Annotated in this window: 11 protein-coding genes; 3 read left to right on the top strand and 8 right to left on the bottom strand. The window is 73.1% G+C overall.

All coding sequences use genetic code 11. The features are described from left to right. The first annotated feature begins 87 nt into the window (after nucleotides 1-87). Nucleotides 88-738, top strand: a complete 651-nt coding sequence (locus tag AB0F82_RS10975) for a TetR/AcrR family transcriptional regulator (protein ID WP_356810838.1) — start codon at nucleotides 88-90, stop codon at nucleotides 736-738. 120 nt (nucleotides 739-858) lie between these two features. Here the strand turns inward: AB0F82_RS10975 and AB0F82_RS10970 are convergent, their stop codons facing one another. The 8 genes from AB0F82_RS10970 to AB0F82_RS10935 all read right to left on the bottom strand — a co-directional run bounded on the left by AB0F82_RS10970 (nucleotide 859) and on the right by AB0F82_RS10935 (nucleotide 13,007). Further along, nucleotides 859-1,938, bottom strand: a complete 1,080-nt coding sequence (locus tag AB0F82_RS10970) for a Zn-dependent alcohol dehydrogenase (RefSeq protein ID WP_362625715.1) — start codon at nucleotides 1,936-1,938, stop codon at nucleotides 859-861. A 71-nt stretch (nucleotides 1,939-2,009) separates the two neighbouring features. Then, nucleotides 2,010-3,422, bottom strand: coding sequence for an aldehyde dehydrogenase family protein (locus tag AB0F82_RS10965; RefSeq protein ID WP_362625713.1), 1,413 nt, complete (start codon nucleotides 3,420-3,422; stop codon nucleotides 2,010-2,012). A gap of 98 nt (nucleotides 3,423-3,520) precedes the next feature. Then, nucleotides 3,521-5,005, bottom strand: coding sequence for a CitMHS family transporter (locus tag AB0F82_RS10960; protein WP_362625711.1), 1,485 nt, complete (start codon nucleotides 5,003-5,005; stop codon nucleotides 3,521-3,523). Nucleotides 5,006-5,078: 73 nt separating this feature from the next. Continuing rightward, on the bottom strand, nucleotides 5,079-7,277 hold the full coding sequence (locus AB0F82_RS10955) for a molybdopterin-dependent oxidoreductase (protein WP_362625709.1): 2,199 nt from the start codon (nucleotides 7,275-7,277) through the stop codon (nucleotides 5,079-5,081). Between the two features lie 169 nt (nucleotides 7,278-7,446). Continuing rightward, on the bottom strand, nucleotides 7,447-8,067 hold the full coding sequence (locus AB0F82_RS10950; RefSeq protein WP_362626115.1) for a TetR/AcrR family transcriptional regulator: 621 nt from the start codon (nucleotides 8,065-8,067) through the stop codon (nucleotides 7,447-7,449). Between the two features lie 35 nt (nucleotides 8,068-8,102). Further along, nucleotides 8,103-9,467: a hypothetical protein gene (locus tag AB0F82_RS10945; protein ID WP_362625707.1), complete on the bottom strand. Its 1,365-nt coding sequence runs from the start codon at nucleotides 9,465-9,467 to the stop codon at nucleotides 8,103-8,105. A 256-nt stretch (nucleotides 9,468-9,723) separates the two neighbouring features. After that, entirely contained in the window at nucleotides 9,724-10,542 is an 819-nt protein-coding gene (locus tag AB0F82_RS10940; protein ID WP_362626112.1) for a hypothetical protein, read from the bottom strand. Nucleotides 10,543-10,640: 98 nt separating this feature from the next. After that, on the bottom strand, nucleotides 10,641-13,007 hold the full coding sequence (locus AB0F82_RS10935; RefSeq protein ID WP_362625705.1) for a right-handed parallel beta-helix repeat-containing protein: 2,367 nt from the start codon (nucleotides 13,005-13,007) through the stop codon (nucleotides 10,641-10,643). 229 nt (nucleotides 13,008-13,236) lie between these two features. Between AB0F82_RS10935 and hmgA the strand changes: the two genes are divergently transcribed. Then, a complete protein-coding gene (gene hmgA, locus AB0F82_RS10930; RefSeq protein ID WP_362625703.1) occupies nucleotides 13,237-14,580 on the top strand; it encodes a homogentisate 1,2-dioxygenase in 1,344 nt (447 codons plus the stop codon). 63 nt (nucleotides 14,581-14,643) lie between these two features. Beyond that, complete coding sequence (locus AB0F82_RS10925; protein ID WP_030831725.1) at nucleotides 14,644-15,393, top strand: GntR family transcriptional regulator; 750 nt, start codon at nucleotides 14,644-14,646, stop codon at nucleotides 15,391-15,393. Nucleotides 15,394-15,413: the final 20 nt, after the last annotated feature.

Genomic DNA, 15,413 nt, shown 5'->3' with positions numbered 1-15,413 from the left:
GTGGGCGGGTGGTGTGTGGCGGGGGCGGCCGGCGCTGATTTAACTAGCACCGGTAGTTTTTCAGGGGCAGGCCCTACTATGTGGCGCATGGCCAGACCGCGCAAGCCCCTTCTCAGCCGGGACCGGATCGTCGAGGCGGCCGGGGCGCTCGTCGACGCGGAGGGGCTGGAAGCGGTGTCGACCCGGCGGCTGGCGGCCGCGCTCGGCGTCAGCGGGCCCTCGCTCTACAACCACTTCCGCACCAAGGACGAGATCCTGGACGCGGTGGCGGACGCGGTGAGCTCGCGAGTCGACTTGTCGATGTTCGACGGCGGGCAGGACTGGCGGGCGGCCCTGCACGCGTGGGCGCACTCGTACCGGGACGCCCTCGCGGACCATCCCAACATCGTGCCCGTGCTGGCCCGCGGTCCCGGGCGACGCCCGGCCGGGCTCCGGCTGGCGGACGCGGTGTTCGGCGCGATGACGCAGGCCGGGTGGCCGGCGGCGCAGGCGACCCGGATCGGTGCGCTGATGCGGTACTTCATCCTGGGCTCGGCGGTGGCTTCCTTCGCCCGGGGTTTCGTCGACGACCGAGCGGCGTACGACCCGGCGGACTACCCGCACCTGGGCCAGGCCCACCTGCTGGCGGAGCGGCAGCGCGAGGTGGACGAGGGCGCGTTCGAGACGGGCCTGGAGGCGCTGCTGGACGGCCTGGCCCTGCAGTACGAAGCTCTGACGCACGCGAACCGGGGCGCCTGAGCCGGCCGGGCCGGCCTGCCGGCGCGGCCGGCTCATCCGGCCCCAGGCCGGCATGACCCGGCCCGAGCCCGGCATGACCCGGCCGATCCTGCATGATCCGGCCCGAGCGTCAGGACTCCCCTAGAAGATGACGAGGGAGCGGCCGCCCTTGCCTGCCAGCATGGCGTCGAACGCGGCCGGGATGCCGTCGAGGGTGATGCGGTCGGTGACGAGGGCGCCCAGGTCGAGGCGGCCCGTGCGGACGTGTTCGGCGATCACCGGCAGGTCGCGGGCGGGGTCGCTGTTGCCGTAGACGCAGCCGGTGAGGGTGCGGGCGAAGTGGAAGATCTCCAGGGCGTGGAAGGTGACCTGCTGCTCCTTGCCGCCGATGCCGACGACCGTGGTGCGGCCGCCGCGGCGGGTCGACTCCCAGGCGCCGCGGATGGTGTCTGCGCGGCCCACGCACTCGACGGCGACGTCCGCGCCGTGCCCGCCGGTCAGCGCACGGATCTGCCGGGCGGTGGTGTCCGATGCGAGCACGAAATCGGTGGCCCCGGCCGCGCGCGCCAGTTCCTCCTTGGCCGGCGAGACGTCGACGGCGACGACCGGACCCGCCTGCGCGATCCGGGCGGCCTGGAGCGCGGCCAGGCCGACCCCGCCGACTCCGAAGACGGCCACCGACTCGCCCGGGCGGACCTGGGCGCTGTGGTGGACGGCCCCGTAGCCGGTGAGGACGGCGCAGCCGAGCAGGGCGGCCTCGGTGAGCGGGATCCCGGCGGGTGCGGGCAGCACGCAGTTGGCCGCGACGACGGTCTCCTCGGCGAAGGCGGCCACGTTCAGCCCGGGGTGCAGTGCCGTGCCCTGCGTGTCGTGTGCGTAGACGTCACCGACCCCGGCGAGCGCCGTCGCGCAGAGCCAGACCTCGCCGATGGTGCAGTGGTGGCACTTCCCGCAGGACGGGGCCCAGTTGAGCACCACGCCGTCGCCGGGGGCGACGTGGGTGACGCCTTCACCGACGGCGAGGACCGTGCCGGCGCCCTCGTGGCCGAGGACGGCGGGCACGGGGACCCGCATGGTGCCGTTGGTGAGGGAGAGGTCCGAGTGGCAGACGCCGGCCGCGGCCAGCCTGACGCGGACCTGCCCGGGGCCGGGATCGGGCAGCACGATCTCCCTTATCTCCAGCGGTGCTCCGACGGCGGGCAGGATGGCGGCGCGGACCATGGGCGTCGTCTCGACTTTCCGGTGCTGGGGCGGCTTCGGCGTGTTCGTCTGGTTCGGCGTGTTCGGCGTCTTCAGAACTGCAGGGACTTTGTCTGGAGGTACTCCGCCAGGCCGTGGGGGCCCAGCTCGCGGCCGACGCCCGACTGCTTGTGGCCGCCGAAGGGCGCGAGGATGTTGTAGCGGCCGCCGTTGATGTCCACCTGCCCGGTGTCCATGCGGCGCGCGAAGGCCGCGGCCGTCTCCTCGTCCGCGGCCCAGACGGCGCCGCCCAGGCCGTAGACGGTGCCGTTGGCGATGCGCAGGGCCTCCTCCTCGTCCTCGTACGCGAGGATCGACAGCACCGGGCCGAAGATCTCCTCCTGCGCGATGGCCATGTCGGGGGTCACGTCGGCGAACACGGTCGGCGCGACGAAGTACCCGTGCTCGTACGGCGCGTCCGGCCCGCCGGCGACCAGGCGCGCGCCCTCCTCCACACCCTTGGCGATGAAGCCGCGGACGCGCTCGTGCTGCTTGGCGTTGACGACGGGGCCGACGCGGGTGCCCGCCGTGCGGGGGTCGCCGATGGGGTGGTCGGCGACGGCGGCGACCGCCAGCGCGACGGCCTCCTCGTACTGGTCCCGGTGGACGAGCATCCGGGTGAGCGCGTTGCAGCTCTGGCCGGTGTTGTTCATGACGTGGCCGACGCCCGCTGCGACGGCCTTGGGCAGGTCGGCTCCGGGCAGGATGACGTTCGCCGACTTGCCGCCCAGTTCGAGGGCGACGCGCTTGACGGCCGCGCCGGCGGTGGCTCCGACCTGCTTGCCGACGGCGGTCGAGCCGGTGAAGGAGACGAAGTCGACTCCCTCGTGGGCGGCCAGGGCCTGGCCCGCGACCGGGCCGGTGCCGGTCACCAGGTTGAAGACCCCGGCCGGGATCCCCGCCTCGTGCACGGCTTCGGCGAAAAGCTGTGCGGTCAGCGGGGTGTCCTCCGCCGGCTTGAGGACGAGGGTGCAGCCGGCGGCGAGAGCGGGTGCCACCTTTGCAACGACTTGGTAGAGCGGGTAGTTCCAGGGCGTGATGGCCCCGACCACACCGACCGGCTCCATCAGGACGGTGGAGTTCCCGATCCGCTCCTCGAAGGCGTACGAGGCGGCGAGTTCGATGTAGGAGGAGACGACGGCGATGGACGAGCCGACGTGGACCGCCTTGGCGAAGCCGAGCGGGGCGCCGAGCTCGGCGGTGACGGTCTGCGTCAACTCGCCCTTGCGGGCCTGCAGCGCGTCGCGGAGTGCGCCGATCAGGGCGGCCCGCTCGGCCGGCGGCGTGGCCGCCCAGCCGGGCAGGGCCGCACGGGCGGCGCGTACGGCCGCGTCCACGTCCTCTTCGTTGCCGGCCGGGACCTGGGCGATGACCTCTCCGTCGGCGGGGTTGACGACCTCGATCCGGCCGGTTCCGACGGCGGGCCGCCATGCGCCGTCGATGTACATCCCGTCCTGGGCCTTCATGGCATTCCTCCCGAGTACCGCACGTGCGCGTGGATCCGACCTCCCCGCCACCCTACAAACTAGCGGCGGTAGTTTTTGTCGGCCAGGGGCTGTCGGAATCAGATGATGCCGAAAAGCATCCCTGCCACGAGGACGACGAGCGAGGTGAGGGCCGCCCACTTCACGGTGAAGCGGGTGTGGTCGCCGAACTCGACCCTGGCCATGCCCACGAGGACGTACACGGCCGGAACCAGCGGGCTCGACATGTGCAGCGCCTGGCCGACGAGGGAGGCGCGGGCGATCTCGAGCGGGGAGACCCCGTGGGCGGCGCCGGCCTCGGCCAGGACGGGCAGGACCCCGAAGTAGAAGCCGTCGTTGGACATGAAGTAGGTGAGCGGCAGGCTGAGCAGGCCGGTCACCAGTGCCATGTGCGGGCCCATGCCCTCGGGGATGGCGCCGACCAGCCAGTCGGCCATGTGCTTGACCATGCCCGTACCGGTGAGGACCCCGGTGAACACGGCGGCGGCGAAGACCATGCCGGCGACGTTGAGGACGTTGTCGGCGTGGGCGGCGATCCGGGCCCTCTGGTCGGGCATGTGCGGGAAGTTGACCGTGAGGGCGAGGGCGGCGCCGAGCAGGAACAGCACCGGGATGGGCAGCAACTCAGTGATCATCGCGGCGAGGAGGGCGACGGTGAGGCCGGCGTTGAACCAGTAGAGGCGGGGCCGCAGCGTGGGCCGGTGGGGGTCGAGGCCCTGGAACCCGTCCTCGGGGGCGACGCCGGGGCCCGCGGCAGGAGTGGAGGTGGAAGTCGAGGGCGCAGCGGGCGCCGGCCCGTCGGCCGCCCCCGCCGCGGCGGAACCGGCGGAACCGGCGGAAACCGACTGGGCGCCGCTCCCGGCGGCGGCCCCGACCAGCTCCTCTTCGACGTCCTCGGTGTCCTCGACGTCCTCGACGTCCCCGGGGGCTGTCCGGCCGGGCAGCGTCAGCATTCCGACGCGACGGCGTTCCCGCAGGCCGAGGAAGTACGCCAGGGCGAACACGAAGAGCAGACCCACCGCGAGGGCCGGGATCATCGGGACGAAGATGTCGGCGGCGTCGAGTTTGAGGGCGGTCGCGGCGCGGGCCGTGGGGCCGCCCCAGGGCAGGGTGTTCATCACGCCGTTGGCCGTGGCCGCGACGCCCGTCATGACCACCAGGCTGAGGCCGAGCCGCTTGTAGAGCGGGTACATGGCGGAGACGGTGATCATGAAGGTGGTCGATCCGTCGCCGTCGAGCGAGACGATCGCGGCGAGGACGGCCGTGCCGACCACGACGCGCACCGGGTCGGCCTTGCAGAAGCGCAGAATGCCCCGGACGATCGGGTCGAAGAGGCCGACGTCGATCATCAGGCCGAAGTAGACGATGGCGAACATCAGCATGGCGGCGGTCGGTGCGAGCTTGCCGACGCCTTCGATGACGTAGTCGCCGAGGTGTGCGCCCTTTCCGGCGAACACGCAGAACAGTGCGGGGATGAGGACGAGCGCCGCGATGGGCGACATTTTCTTCATCATGATCAGGACCAGGAAGGTCGCGATCATGGCGAAGCCGAGGAAGGTCAGCATGGGGGGAAGGTAGGTGCCGCCTCCTTTCGCCAACAAGACGTCGACGCGTGAGCAATACGAGCAAAACCCCAGCTCAGGGCAAGGGTGTCAGCTCGACGGGGAAGGCGTTGAGCACGGCAGTGCCGGAGAGCCGGTCGAGCCGGGTGCCGTCGAGGAGCTGGTTGACGTTGGCTCCGGGCGCCGCGGACGCCACGCCGAGGCGGGCGCCGGCGCGGTCGTGGCCCCAGCCGTGCGGGAGGCTGACCACTCCTGTGCGGACGGCGTCGGTCACCTCGACGGGTACCTCCAGGCTTCCGCCGTCGGCGGCGATCCTGGCCCGCCCCCCGTCGGTGAGACCCAGCCGGGCCGCGTCCCGCGGATGGACGTGGAGGGTGCAGCGGTTGGAACCTCCGGTGAGGGCCGGGACGTTGTGCAACCAGCTGTTGTTGGACCGCAGGTGGCGGCGGCCCACGAGCACCAGGGCGGCGGGACGGTCGGCGAGCGTCGCGCGCAGCGCGGGGAGCTCGGCCGCGATCGGATCCGGGAGCAGCTCGATCCTGCCGCTGCGCGTCCTCAGCACCTGCGGGAGCCGGGGCCGCAGCGGGCCCAGGTCGATGCCGTGCGGCGCCTTCAGCAAGTCTTCCAGGCCCAGCTCGTACGGTCCCAGACGCAGCATCAGGTCCAACCTCCGCTCCGGACCGGTGCCACCCGTCAACCGGAGCGCCTGCGCGGCCGGGTCGGCGCCGTGCAGCGGCGAGTGCGCGTCGGTGACGGCCCGGGCGAGGGTGTCGTCGATGACGCGCTCGTCGACGGCCTCCGGCGGGGCACCGTGCAGACCTGACACGGCGAGGATCAGGCGCGCGTGGATCTCGCACTCGTCCATCCGCCCCTCCTCCAAGGGGATGGCGGGCGGCGAGTAGCGGGCCTGGTTGCGTACGGCGAAGGCGTTGAACGCGAAGTCGAAGTGCGCGCTCTGCGCGGGCGGCGGCGGGGGCAGCACGACGTGGGCGTGACGGGAGGTCTCGTTCAGGTACGGGTCGACCGAGACCATGAAGTCGAGGCCGGCCAGCGCCCGGTCGAGGCGGTCGCCGTCGGGTGCGGAGAGGACGGGGTTGGCGGCGATGGCGATCAGGGTGCGGATCCGCCCCTCCCCCGGCGTTTCGATCTCCTCGGCCAGTGCTGCGATGGGCAGTTCGCTCTTGGCCTCGGGGTGGCCGCTGACCCGGCTGTGCCAGCGGCCCACCGTGAAGCCCTTGCCGGGACCGGCCGGCCGGGGCGTGCGGTCGGTGGCGGAGAGCGGGAAGAGGGCTCCGCCGGGCCGGTCGAGGTTGCCGGTGAGGATGTTCAGTACGTCGACGAGCCAGCTGGCGAGCGTGCCGTGCTCGACGGTGCAGCTGCCGATCCGCCCGTAGACGGCGGCGGTGGGCGCGGCGGCGAGCTCGCGGGCGAGGCTGCGGATCTCGTCGGCCGTGAGGTCGCAGGCGGGTGCGACGGCCTCAGGAGTGAAACTCGCGAGGGCGGCGCCGAGTTCCCCGAGTCCTTCGACGTGTTCCTCCAGGCCGCCGGGGGCGGCGAGCCGCTCGGCGAGCAGGGTGTGCGCGAGGGCGGCGAGCAGGAGCACGTCACTGCCGGGGCGCGGTGCGAGGTGCAGGTCGGCGAGGGCGGCCGTGCGGGTGCGGCGCGGATCGACGACGACGAGGGTGCCGCCGCGGGCGCGCAGGGCTTTGAGCCGGCCGGGGAAGTCGGGGGCCGTGCAGAGGGAGCCGTTGGACTCGACCGGGTTGGCACCCAGGAGCAGCAGGAAGTCCGTCCGGTCGAGGTCGGGGACCGGGATGGCCAGGGGGTCGCCGAAGAGGAATCCACTGGAGACGTGTTTGGGCATCTGGTCGAGCGTGCTGGCGGTGAAGAGGTTGCGGGTGCCGAGGGCCTTGAGGAGGAGCGGCGGGTAGAGGGCGCCGGCCATGGTGTGCACGTTCGGGTTGCCGAGGACCACGCCGACGGACTGGGGCCCGTACTCCCGGACCAGGTCGGGTACGGCGGCGGCGATGGCGTCGTAGGCCTCCTCCCATGTGGCCTCTTGGAGCCGGCCGTCACGGCGGACGAGGGGGGTGCGCAGGCGGTCGGGGTCGGCGTCGATCTGCCCGAAGGCGGCGCCCTTGGGGCAGATGAAGCCGCGGCTGAAGACGTCGTCGCGGTCTCCGCGGGCGCCCGTGACCGTGGTGCCTTCAATGGTGAGGGTGAGGCCGCAAGTGGCTTCGCAGAAGGGGCAGACGCGCAGGGCGGTGCGGGGCATGGGCCCTCCAGGGCGGCGGCAGGCGGCGGGACGGGCTTGCGGGGAGCACCGAGCATACCGACCGGTAGGCACGGTGGCGAGGGCGTGCGCGGCGGCGGCACGAGGGGAAGGCGGGGGCCGGCGCCCGGAAGGAGGCGGTGGGCCCGGGAGCGGGTGCGGAAGCGCGGGCTCAGTCGAGTACGCGGGCCAGGTACGCGTGCATCATCGCGCGGGTCTCGGCGACGATGCCGGGGTCCCCGGCCGGGTCGGTGCGGAAGGCCAGTTGGATCAGCGCGTCGGTCGCCTCGACGGCGACGAGGACCGCGCGCTCCAGCGAGGCGTCGGGGGTCAGGCCGAGATGCGCGGAGAGCAGTTCGGTCAGCCGGGCGGCGACCTGGTGGTTGGGGTCGCCTTCGGGGTCGTCGGCCGGCGGCGCGGGCACGCCGAAGTCGACGAGCGCGAAACCGGGCACGCCGCGCTTCATCGCCAGGTACTCATCCAGTACGGCGTCCACCACCGGCCGCCAGTGGGTGGCGGGGAGGCCGGCGAGGCGGTCCGCGATGCCTTCGGCGTAACGGTCCAGGTTGCGGTGGGCGAGGGCGATGGCCATGGCCCGCTTGTTGCCGAAGAAGCGGTAGACGGAGCCGATCGGCACTCCGGCACGCTGGGCGACGGCGCGGGTGCTGAGGTTCTCGTACCCGGTCTCGTCGAGCAGTTCGGCGCAGGCGTCGAGGATCCGGGCGAGGCGGTCGGCGCTGCGCTGCTGGATCGGCGCACGGCGCAGGGAGTGGGCGGGAGGCACGGGGTCCATCATGCCGCTCCTCGCTTCCGGGGCGGGCGGGGGCCTCAGTTCAGCAGGAGGCTGAGGCCACCGATCGTGTAGGTGATCATCAGCGTGAGCAGCGGCAGCTGTCCGGCCACCGCTTTCGCGGGCGGGAAGAGGCGTACGGAACGGTCGTGGGCGGCGACCACACCGAGGACGTGGCCGGTGACGACGGCGATGACCTGGAGGGCGGCGAGGCCGCCGGAGCCCAGCGGTGGAGCGGGTTCTGGGGCGTTGTCAGTGCCGAGTGCCATGCTTACCGTGCGTGGTCCTTCGACTACCAGGAGGGAGAAGTAGTGGGCGATGAGATAGCCGAGGGCGATCGGCACGAGTGAGTGCGCGAAGGCGGTCAGCGGGCCGGGGTGCGGGCCGCTGACGAGGCGGGTGGCCGCGGCGCACAAGCAGTAGAGGGCGGCGACGAGGGCGATGGAGCCGAGCAGTCCGAGTGTGGCCGTGGGGGTGCGGCCGAGGGGGGAGGTCTGAAGGGTGTTGATCCAGGAGGGGTTGTCGGAAAAGCCGTCGTATGCGGTGGACCCGAGCAGGACGCAGACGGTGGCGACGAGTCCGGGCCGCTCGGGCGTCGCGTCGAGTCCGTGGAAGGGGTTGCGCAGGGCGAGGCGGCCGTCACCGCGGCGGCCGAGGGGGGAGAGGCGGGCGAGGAGGGCGGAGTACGCCTCGAAGGCGTCGCCGTCGGTGAACCAGCTCTCGCCGTAGCGGGCGGCGAGCAGCATGTGGGCGGTGGTGTAGGTGGCGAGCGCGATCAGGAGGGTGGTGGTGGATGCGGGCTCAGGTGCGACGAGTTCGAGCCAGGTGAAGGCGAAGAGCCCGGCGGCAGCGGGCCACAGCCCGAGCCGGGCGGGGAGGGGGTGGTGGCCGGTACCGGGGCGGCGCAGGGCCCTGGAGAGCAGGCGGTGCAGGGCGCGCAGCGGGTTGAGCAGGCGCCAGACGGGGCCGAGGAGGAGGGAGGCGGGCACGAGTCCGACCCAGAGGAGGACGTAGACGGCTCCGGGAGCGGGGTTGCGCGCGGGGTCGTCGGGACCGAGGAGGAGGTGGAGCAGGACGAAGAGCGCGGCGGCGAGTCCCAGCCCGCGCAGGGTGGTTCGGGTGGCCGGCGCGTCGGCCACCCGCTGGAGGGCGCCGGGCAGGGCGAGGCCCGAGTGCTCTCCGCGGAAGCGGGATGTGGACCAGAGCAGGCCGAGCGCGAGGAAGGAGACGAACAACGCGGCGAAGGCCCCGGCGAAGGCGTAGAAGGGAGAGATCGGCAGATCGTGCTGGGAGCCGATGCCGTGCGCGAGCGCGGTGAGCGGTTCGGCCGGGTGTAGGACCACGCCCTGGCCGTGGCCCGTCGCCGGGGAGGTCCCCGGCCCGAGCGGGCCCGCGCTCACCATCGGACCGCCGGCCGGCGCATGCCGCCGTCGGCGGGCCGGCCGTGCCCGCCGTGCCCGGGCCGCCCGGACGGCCCGCCGACGGGGCGCGCGGACCGCCGTGGGGACCGGAGCCCGGCCCGGCGGCCCGACGCCGCGCGCTCGGCGATGGGCGGTATCCCGGCCGGCACCCGTAGCCGCAGCTGCAGCTGCGGTGGGGCTGGCGTGGGGGCCGGGGGCTCGGCGGGCTCGGCGGGGTCGGGACGGGGGTGGCGGGCGGTCATCGGACGAGGAGTTGGGTCAGGACAAGGTCGGACTCGTGGGTCTCGACCTCGAAGAGGCCCGTGCGGTCGGCTGTCAGGATCAGGGTGGCCTCCTGGTCTGCGGGCAGGGCGAGTTCCTTGTCGTAGCCGTGGACGTGCAGGGTGTCCGCGCGGTCGCTGGTGACGCGCAGGGCGACGCGTTCGCCGCGCCGCAGCTCGGTGCGGGCCGGGGCGGGGCTGACCTTGCCGTCCCGGACCGTGATGGTGACCGTGCGGTCCGCCTGCGCCTGGCCCGGCGTCGGTGACTGCGTGGGCGGGGAGCCGCCGTGGCTGTGGCCTCCGGACCGGCCCGGTGCGGGGGCGGTGAGCTGTGACGTGCCCTCGACGGCCTTGCCGGACACCGCCCAGGCGGTGTGGTCGTCCGCGTAGAGGCGGACGGTCAGGGTGTGCGCGCCTTCGGGGACCTGCGCTGCGGGCAGGTGGAACCAGGGGCCGTACAGCCGGGCGACCTTGCGTCCGTCGAGTTCCAGGTGGGCGTGGCCGGCGCCCGGGAGGGCGGCACCGCCGGTGCTGTCGGGTGTGAAGCGGAAGTTCTTCACGCTCAGTTGGAGGTTCCATCCGTCCTCGGAGTCCGGGCGGACGGCCAGCTGGACTTCCGGGGCGCCCTCGGCCGGGACCTCGCGGAGTTTGTGGTCGGCCGCGTCGGCGGCGGGGAGCAGGGTGCCGACGCTGCCGGAGGCCTGCTCGTGGCTGGTGCCGGGCTTGTGGTGGGTGGTGGCCCGCCCGCCGCAGCCCGTCGCCGCGCCGCCCGCGAGGAGCAGGGCGAGGGTGAGCAGGGCCGCGCGGCGGGCGGTTCGGCGGTACGCCGCCCCGCGGGCCGCGCGGGGCGGCGTACCGCAGACGTCGCACGGGATCCGGTGGTGGGGCCGGTCGGTCACGTCTGCCCTCCGGTGGCCTTGGGCGCCTGCGGGTCCGGAGCCCTGTCGGCCGGGACGGGCGGGTCGTCCCCCTCGCGGGTGGCGGCCTCGCGGGTGGCGGCGTCCGGGCCGGAGGTCGCGCCCGAGCTGGGGGCCGCGTCCGGGCGGGGGGTGGCGGCCGGGCCGGAGGTCGCGGCCGGGCCGGAGGTCGCGCCCAAGCTGGGGGCCGCGCCCGGGCCGGAGGCCGGGGCCGGGCCGGAGGTCGGGGCCGGGCCGGAGGTCGCGGCCGGGCCGGAGGTCGCGGCCGGGCCGGAGGTCGGGGCCGGGCCGGAGGTCGCGGCCGGGCCGGAGGTCGGGGCCGGGCCGGAGGTCGGGGCCGGGCGGGCCGAGGCCACGACTGCCCACAGGATCCAGACCACGGCCACCAGGGACCGCACCCAGGCGGGGCTCAGGGGGGTCCACGGGATCATGAGGACGGCCTTGTCGAAGGCGTCCAGCAGGGTGAGTCCGGCCAGCAGCAGGGTCAGGCGGGCCAGCCAGGGGCGGGTGGGGCGCAGCACCAGGCCGGCGCCCGCCCACCACAGGCCGAGCATCAGCAGGGCGAGCGCCGGGACGAAGGTGGCGGTCAGGGGCATGGTGGAGCCGGCCACGTCCAGGGCCAGGCCCGCCAGCCCTGCCAGTGTGGCGGCCGTGCCCAGGCGGGAGCCGCGCAGGCGGCGCCACCACAGGACGCCGCCGACCAGGAGCAGCACGGCGGCCACGGCCAGGGCGAGCTGGGTCTCGACCCGTTCCGGTCCGCGCGCGCCGTACCAGTCGCAGCCGGCCGGGAGTTTGCGCGCCTGGACGTTGTAGTCGGCGCAGACGAGGAGCTGGACCAGCTTGACCGGCTCGCCGACCAGGCGGGCCGACGCACCCGAGACGGCGCCCCGTCGTTCGCCGCACCGCGGGACCGCGCCCGGGGTGGAGCCGTCGGGGCCGTCCTGCCAGCAGTTGCCGCTGCCCTGGCCGTCCCACCACACGTCCATGCCGTTGGGGCGGGAGGCGCCGGACCTGTCCTTGCCGAGCACGTTGCCGGCGTACCGGTTGTGGTGGGAGGTGTCGGTCTGCTTCGACCATGCGTCCTCGCCGCGGATGAAGGCGGGGACGGCACTGAGGAAGAAGCCGGCGCGCTCGTGCCCGTAGACCCAGTTGTCCTCGTAGAGGTTCCAGTTGCCGCCCGCGGTGATGATGCCGGTGCCCGGCGGCATGGAGATCTGCGGGCAGACGACGCCGCGCTCGTAGCCCCGCTCGATCGGAGGCTTGGCGCAGGTTCCGTCGGCGACGTGGCGGTAGTAGTCCTGGTTGTTGTCGTGGATCAGGTTCCGCTGGAACTTGGCGTGGTTCTGCGGGAGTCCGGGGTGTCCGGGGAAGGCGCTGTCCATCGAAGCGCCGCCCATGTTGTGGTCGAACTCGTTGTCGTGCACCCACACCGAGTCGCCGGCGGTGCCTGAGTAGCCCACCATGTTGTGGTGGCTGCGGCAGCCGGTGATCTCGATGGAGTAGCGGGGGACGTCGTAGCCGCGGCCGTCGTTGATGTCGGACGCGCTGCCGGGGTAGATGCCCGAGTCGCCGTTCCCGTAGGACTCGCAGTTCTTGTAGAGCCCGTGGTCGCTGGCGAAGGTCAGGAAGCCGTACTCGTCGTTCCAGCGGGTCAGCACGTCGTCGATGACGAAGCCGTCGGCGGCGAGGACGTACAGCGAGTTGAAGGTGGTGCGCTGGGCGGTGAAGTTGCGGAAGTAGACGCCGTCGGACTTGTCGGCGCGGATGGCGTTCAGCTTCTGGTACTTGGCGTCGATCACCACGTCGAGCCGGGACGCACCGGTGCCCTCGATCTGCAGGTCCTTCTTGCCGAGGACGGCGACGAGGTTCTGGTTGTGCCGGCACTGCGCCTGCTGCTCGTACGACAGGATCTGGTAGCCGAGTGCGGAGTCGGGTGCCTCGAGCGCGGCGCACTCCCCCGTCGGTGTGGGCAGCGAGGGCTCCTCCTCGTAGAGGCCCGGGAGGATCGCGATGTTCATCCCGGGGCGGTCGACGGCGTCGACGGCTTCCTGGATGTGGCGGAACCCGCTCTTCTCGCACCGCTCGTACAGGGCGAGGTTGCGGGTCCTGAGCTCCTCGGGGAAGGCGGATATCCGGCGTTCGAAGGCCGGCCGGTCCGTCTTGCAGACGATGAGGTCGGGGTCGGCCTTGCGGTACTCCGGGACGGATCCGGAGCCGTCCGGGAAGGTGACCGGGCGCTCTTCGTGTGCGCGGGCCTCGGGCGCGGCGGCGAAGAGTGACAGGAGGGCGAGGAGGGCGGCCAGGAGCGCCGCCGGCACGGCAGGGAACCTGCGGGTCCACGACATGCGCGTGAGAGTAGAGCAATGTTCATCTTTTGTGAGCCCCCCGGGAGCGAATCCGCATCCCCTCCCGGCCGCCCCACGCCCCTTCCTCCCGGATCCAGCCGTTTCCTCCCTCTCCACCCGGGCCTTCCGCCGCCGCGCCACCCCCGGACGCCCGAAGGACGCCGTTGACGCGCGGGCCGCGGAATCCTACTGTCGACCATAGGATTCCTTCGACGGAGCGGAGCAGCACATGAGCGAGCAGGCCGACAGCGCGCACGCCGGCAGCGAGCAGGCCAGGAAGACGGCCGAGGCACTGGAATACCTCACCGGCTTCGGCAACGAACACAGCTCCGAGGCCGTCCCCGGCGCCCTGCCGCTCGGCCGGAACTCGCCCCAGCGCGCACCCCTCGGTCTCTACGCCGAGCAGCTCAGCGGCAGCGCCTTCACCGAACCCCGCAGCCACAACCGCCGCTCCTGGCTCTACCGGATCCGCCCCTCGGCCGCGCACCCGCCCTTCACCCGGATCGACAACGGAACCCTGCGCAGCGCGCCCTTCACCGAGGCGCCCGCGGACCCCAACCGGCTGCGCTGGAACCCGCTGCCCGATCCGGCCCCCGGCACCGACTTCCTCGCCGGCCTGTGGACCCTCGGCGGCAACGGCGACGCGACCCAGCGCACCGGCATGGCCGTCCACCTCTACGCCGCCAACGCGTCCATGACCGACAGGGTGTTCAGCGACTCCGACGGCGAGCTGCTGATCGTCCCCGAGCGCGGCGGCCTGCTCCTGCGCACCGAGCTGGGCCTGCTCACCGCCCGTCCGGGCGAGGTGGCGCTCGTTCCGCGCGGCGTCCGCTTCCGCGTCGAGCTGCTGGACGCCGACGCCCGCGGCTACGTCTGCGAGAACTACGGCCAGCCCTTCGTCCTGCCCGACCTGGGCCCGATCGGCGCCAACGGCCTCGCCGCGGCCCGGGACTTCCGCGCCCCCGTGGCCGCCTACGAGGACGTCGAGCGCCCCACCGAAGTGATCAACAAGTTCTGCGGCAACCTCTGGTCGGCCACCTACGGCCACTCGCCGCTCGACGTGGTCGCCTGGTACGGCACGCACGTCCCGTACGTCTACGACCTGCGCCGCTTCAACGTCCTGGGCACGATCAGCTACGACCACCCGGACCCGTCGATCTTCACCGTCCTGACCTCGCCCTCGGACACCCCGGGGCTGGCGGGCGTGGACTTCGTGGTCTTCGCGCCGCGCTGGCTGGTCGGCGAGGACACCTTCCGTCCGCCGTACTTCCACCGCAACGTGATGAGCGAGTACATGGGCCTCATCGAGGGCGCCTACGACGCGAAGGCGGAGGGCTTCGTCCCCGGCGGCGGCTCGCTCCACAACATGATGTCCGCGCACGGCCCCGACCACGAGACCTTCGACAAGGCCAGCGCCGCCGACCTGAAGCCGCAGAAGATCGACGACGGTCTGGCCTTCATGTTCGAGACCCGCTGGCCGATCACCGCGACCGCCCAGGCGGCCGGCGCGGACCACCTCCAGCGTGGTTACGACGACGTGTGGCAGGGTCTGCAGCGCCACTTCCGCGCCTGACCCGCACTGCATACCCTGCATGCGCCGCACGTCAGCACCGTCCAGCCGTTCGGAGATCCACCCGTGACCGCCTTCGCCCCCGACTCGCTGGTACTGAACCGGAAGCTGCCGCTCTGGTATCAGGTCTCGCAGTCACTGCGCGCCTCGATACTGGGGCGGACCCCGGACGCCTCGCTGCGCCTGCCCACCGAGGAGCAGCTCGCCGAGCACTACGGGGTGAGCGTGCTGACCATGCGGCAGGCGCTCAAGGAGCTGGAGGGCGAGGGCCTGATCAGCCGGCACCGGCGGCGCGGCACCTTCATCGAGCCGGGCGCGCTGCGCAGCACCCCGGTCCGGCTGCTGGGCTCGGTCGACGCGATCGTGGCCCAGCAGTCGGGCGACAGCACGACCGTCCTCGGCCACGGGCGCACACCCGTGGCCGGGGAGCTGCTGGAGCACTTCCCCGGCACGCCCGAGGTGGTCACGTACCGGCGTCTGCGGCGCGACCGCGAGAGCGGCGAGCCGACCAACTGGGCGGAGAACGCGGTCCTGCCGGAGTTCGCCGAGGCCGTCGACCTCGCCGACCTGGAACGCTGGCCGATGACGAAGGTGCTGCGGGACGTCGTGGGGGTGCGCATCAGCCGGATCACGGACACCGTGGAGGCCCGGCTCGCGGACCCGGAGACGGCCGAACTGCTCCAGGTCCCGCTGCTCAGCCCGATCCTGCACTACACGGGCGTGACCTACGACGAGGACGGCCGGGTGGTGGACGTGGCGCGCATCCGCTACCGGGGCGACCGGTTCTCCTTCACGGTGACGGTCGACGCGCACTGACCGCTGACCGCTGACCGCGC

Origin of the sequence: Streptomyces virginiae (genome assembly GCF_040638905.1) — a bacterium.
In the GTDB taxonomy this organism is placed as follows: domain Bacteria; phylum Actinomycetota; class Actinomycetes; order Streptomycetales; family Streptomycetaceae; genus Streptomyces; species Streptomyces virginiae_B.
The sequence above is the reverse complement of the archived record's forward strand: the minus strand, read 5'-3'. Positions and strand labels throughout refer to the sequence as shown.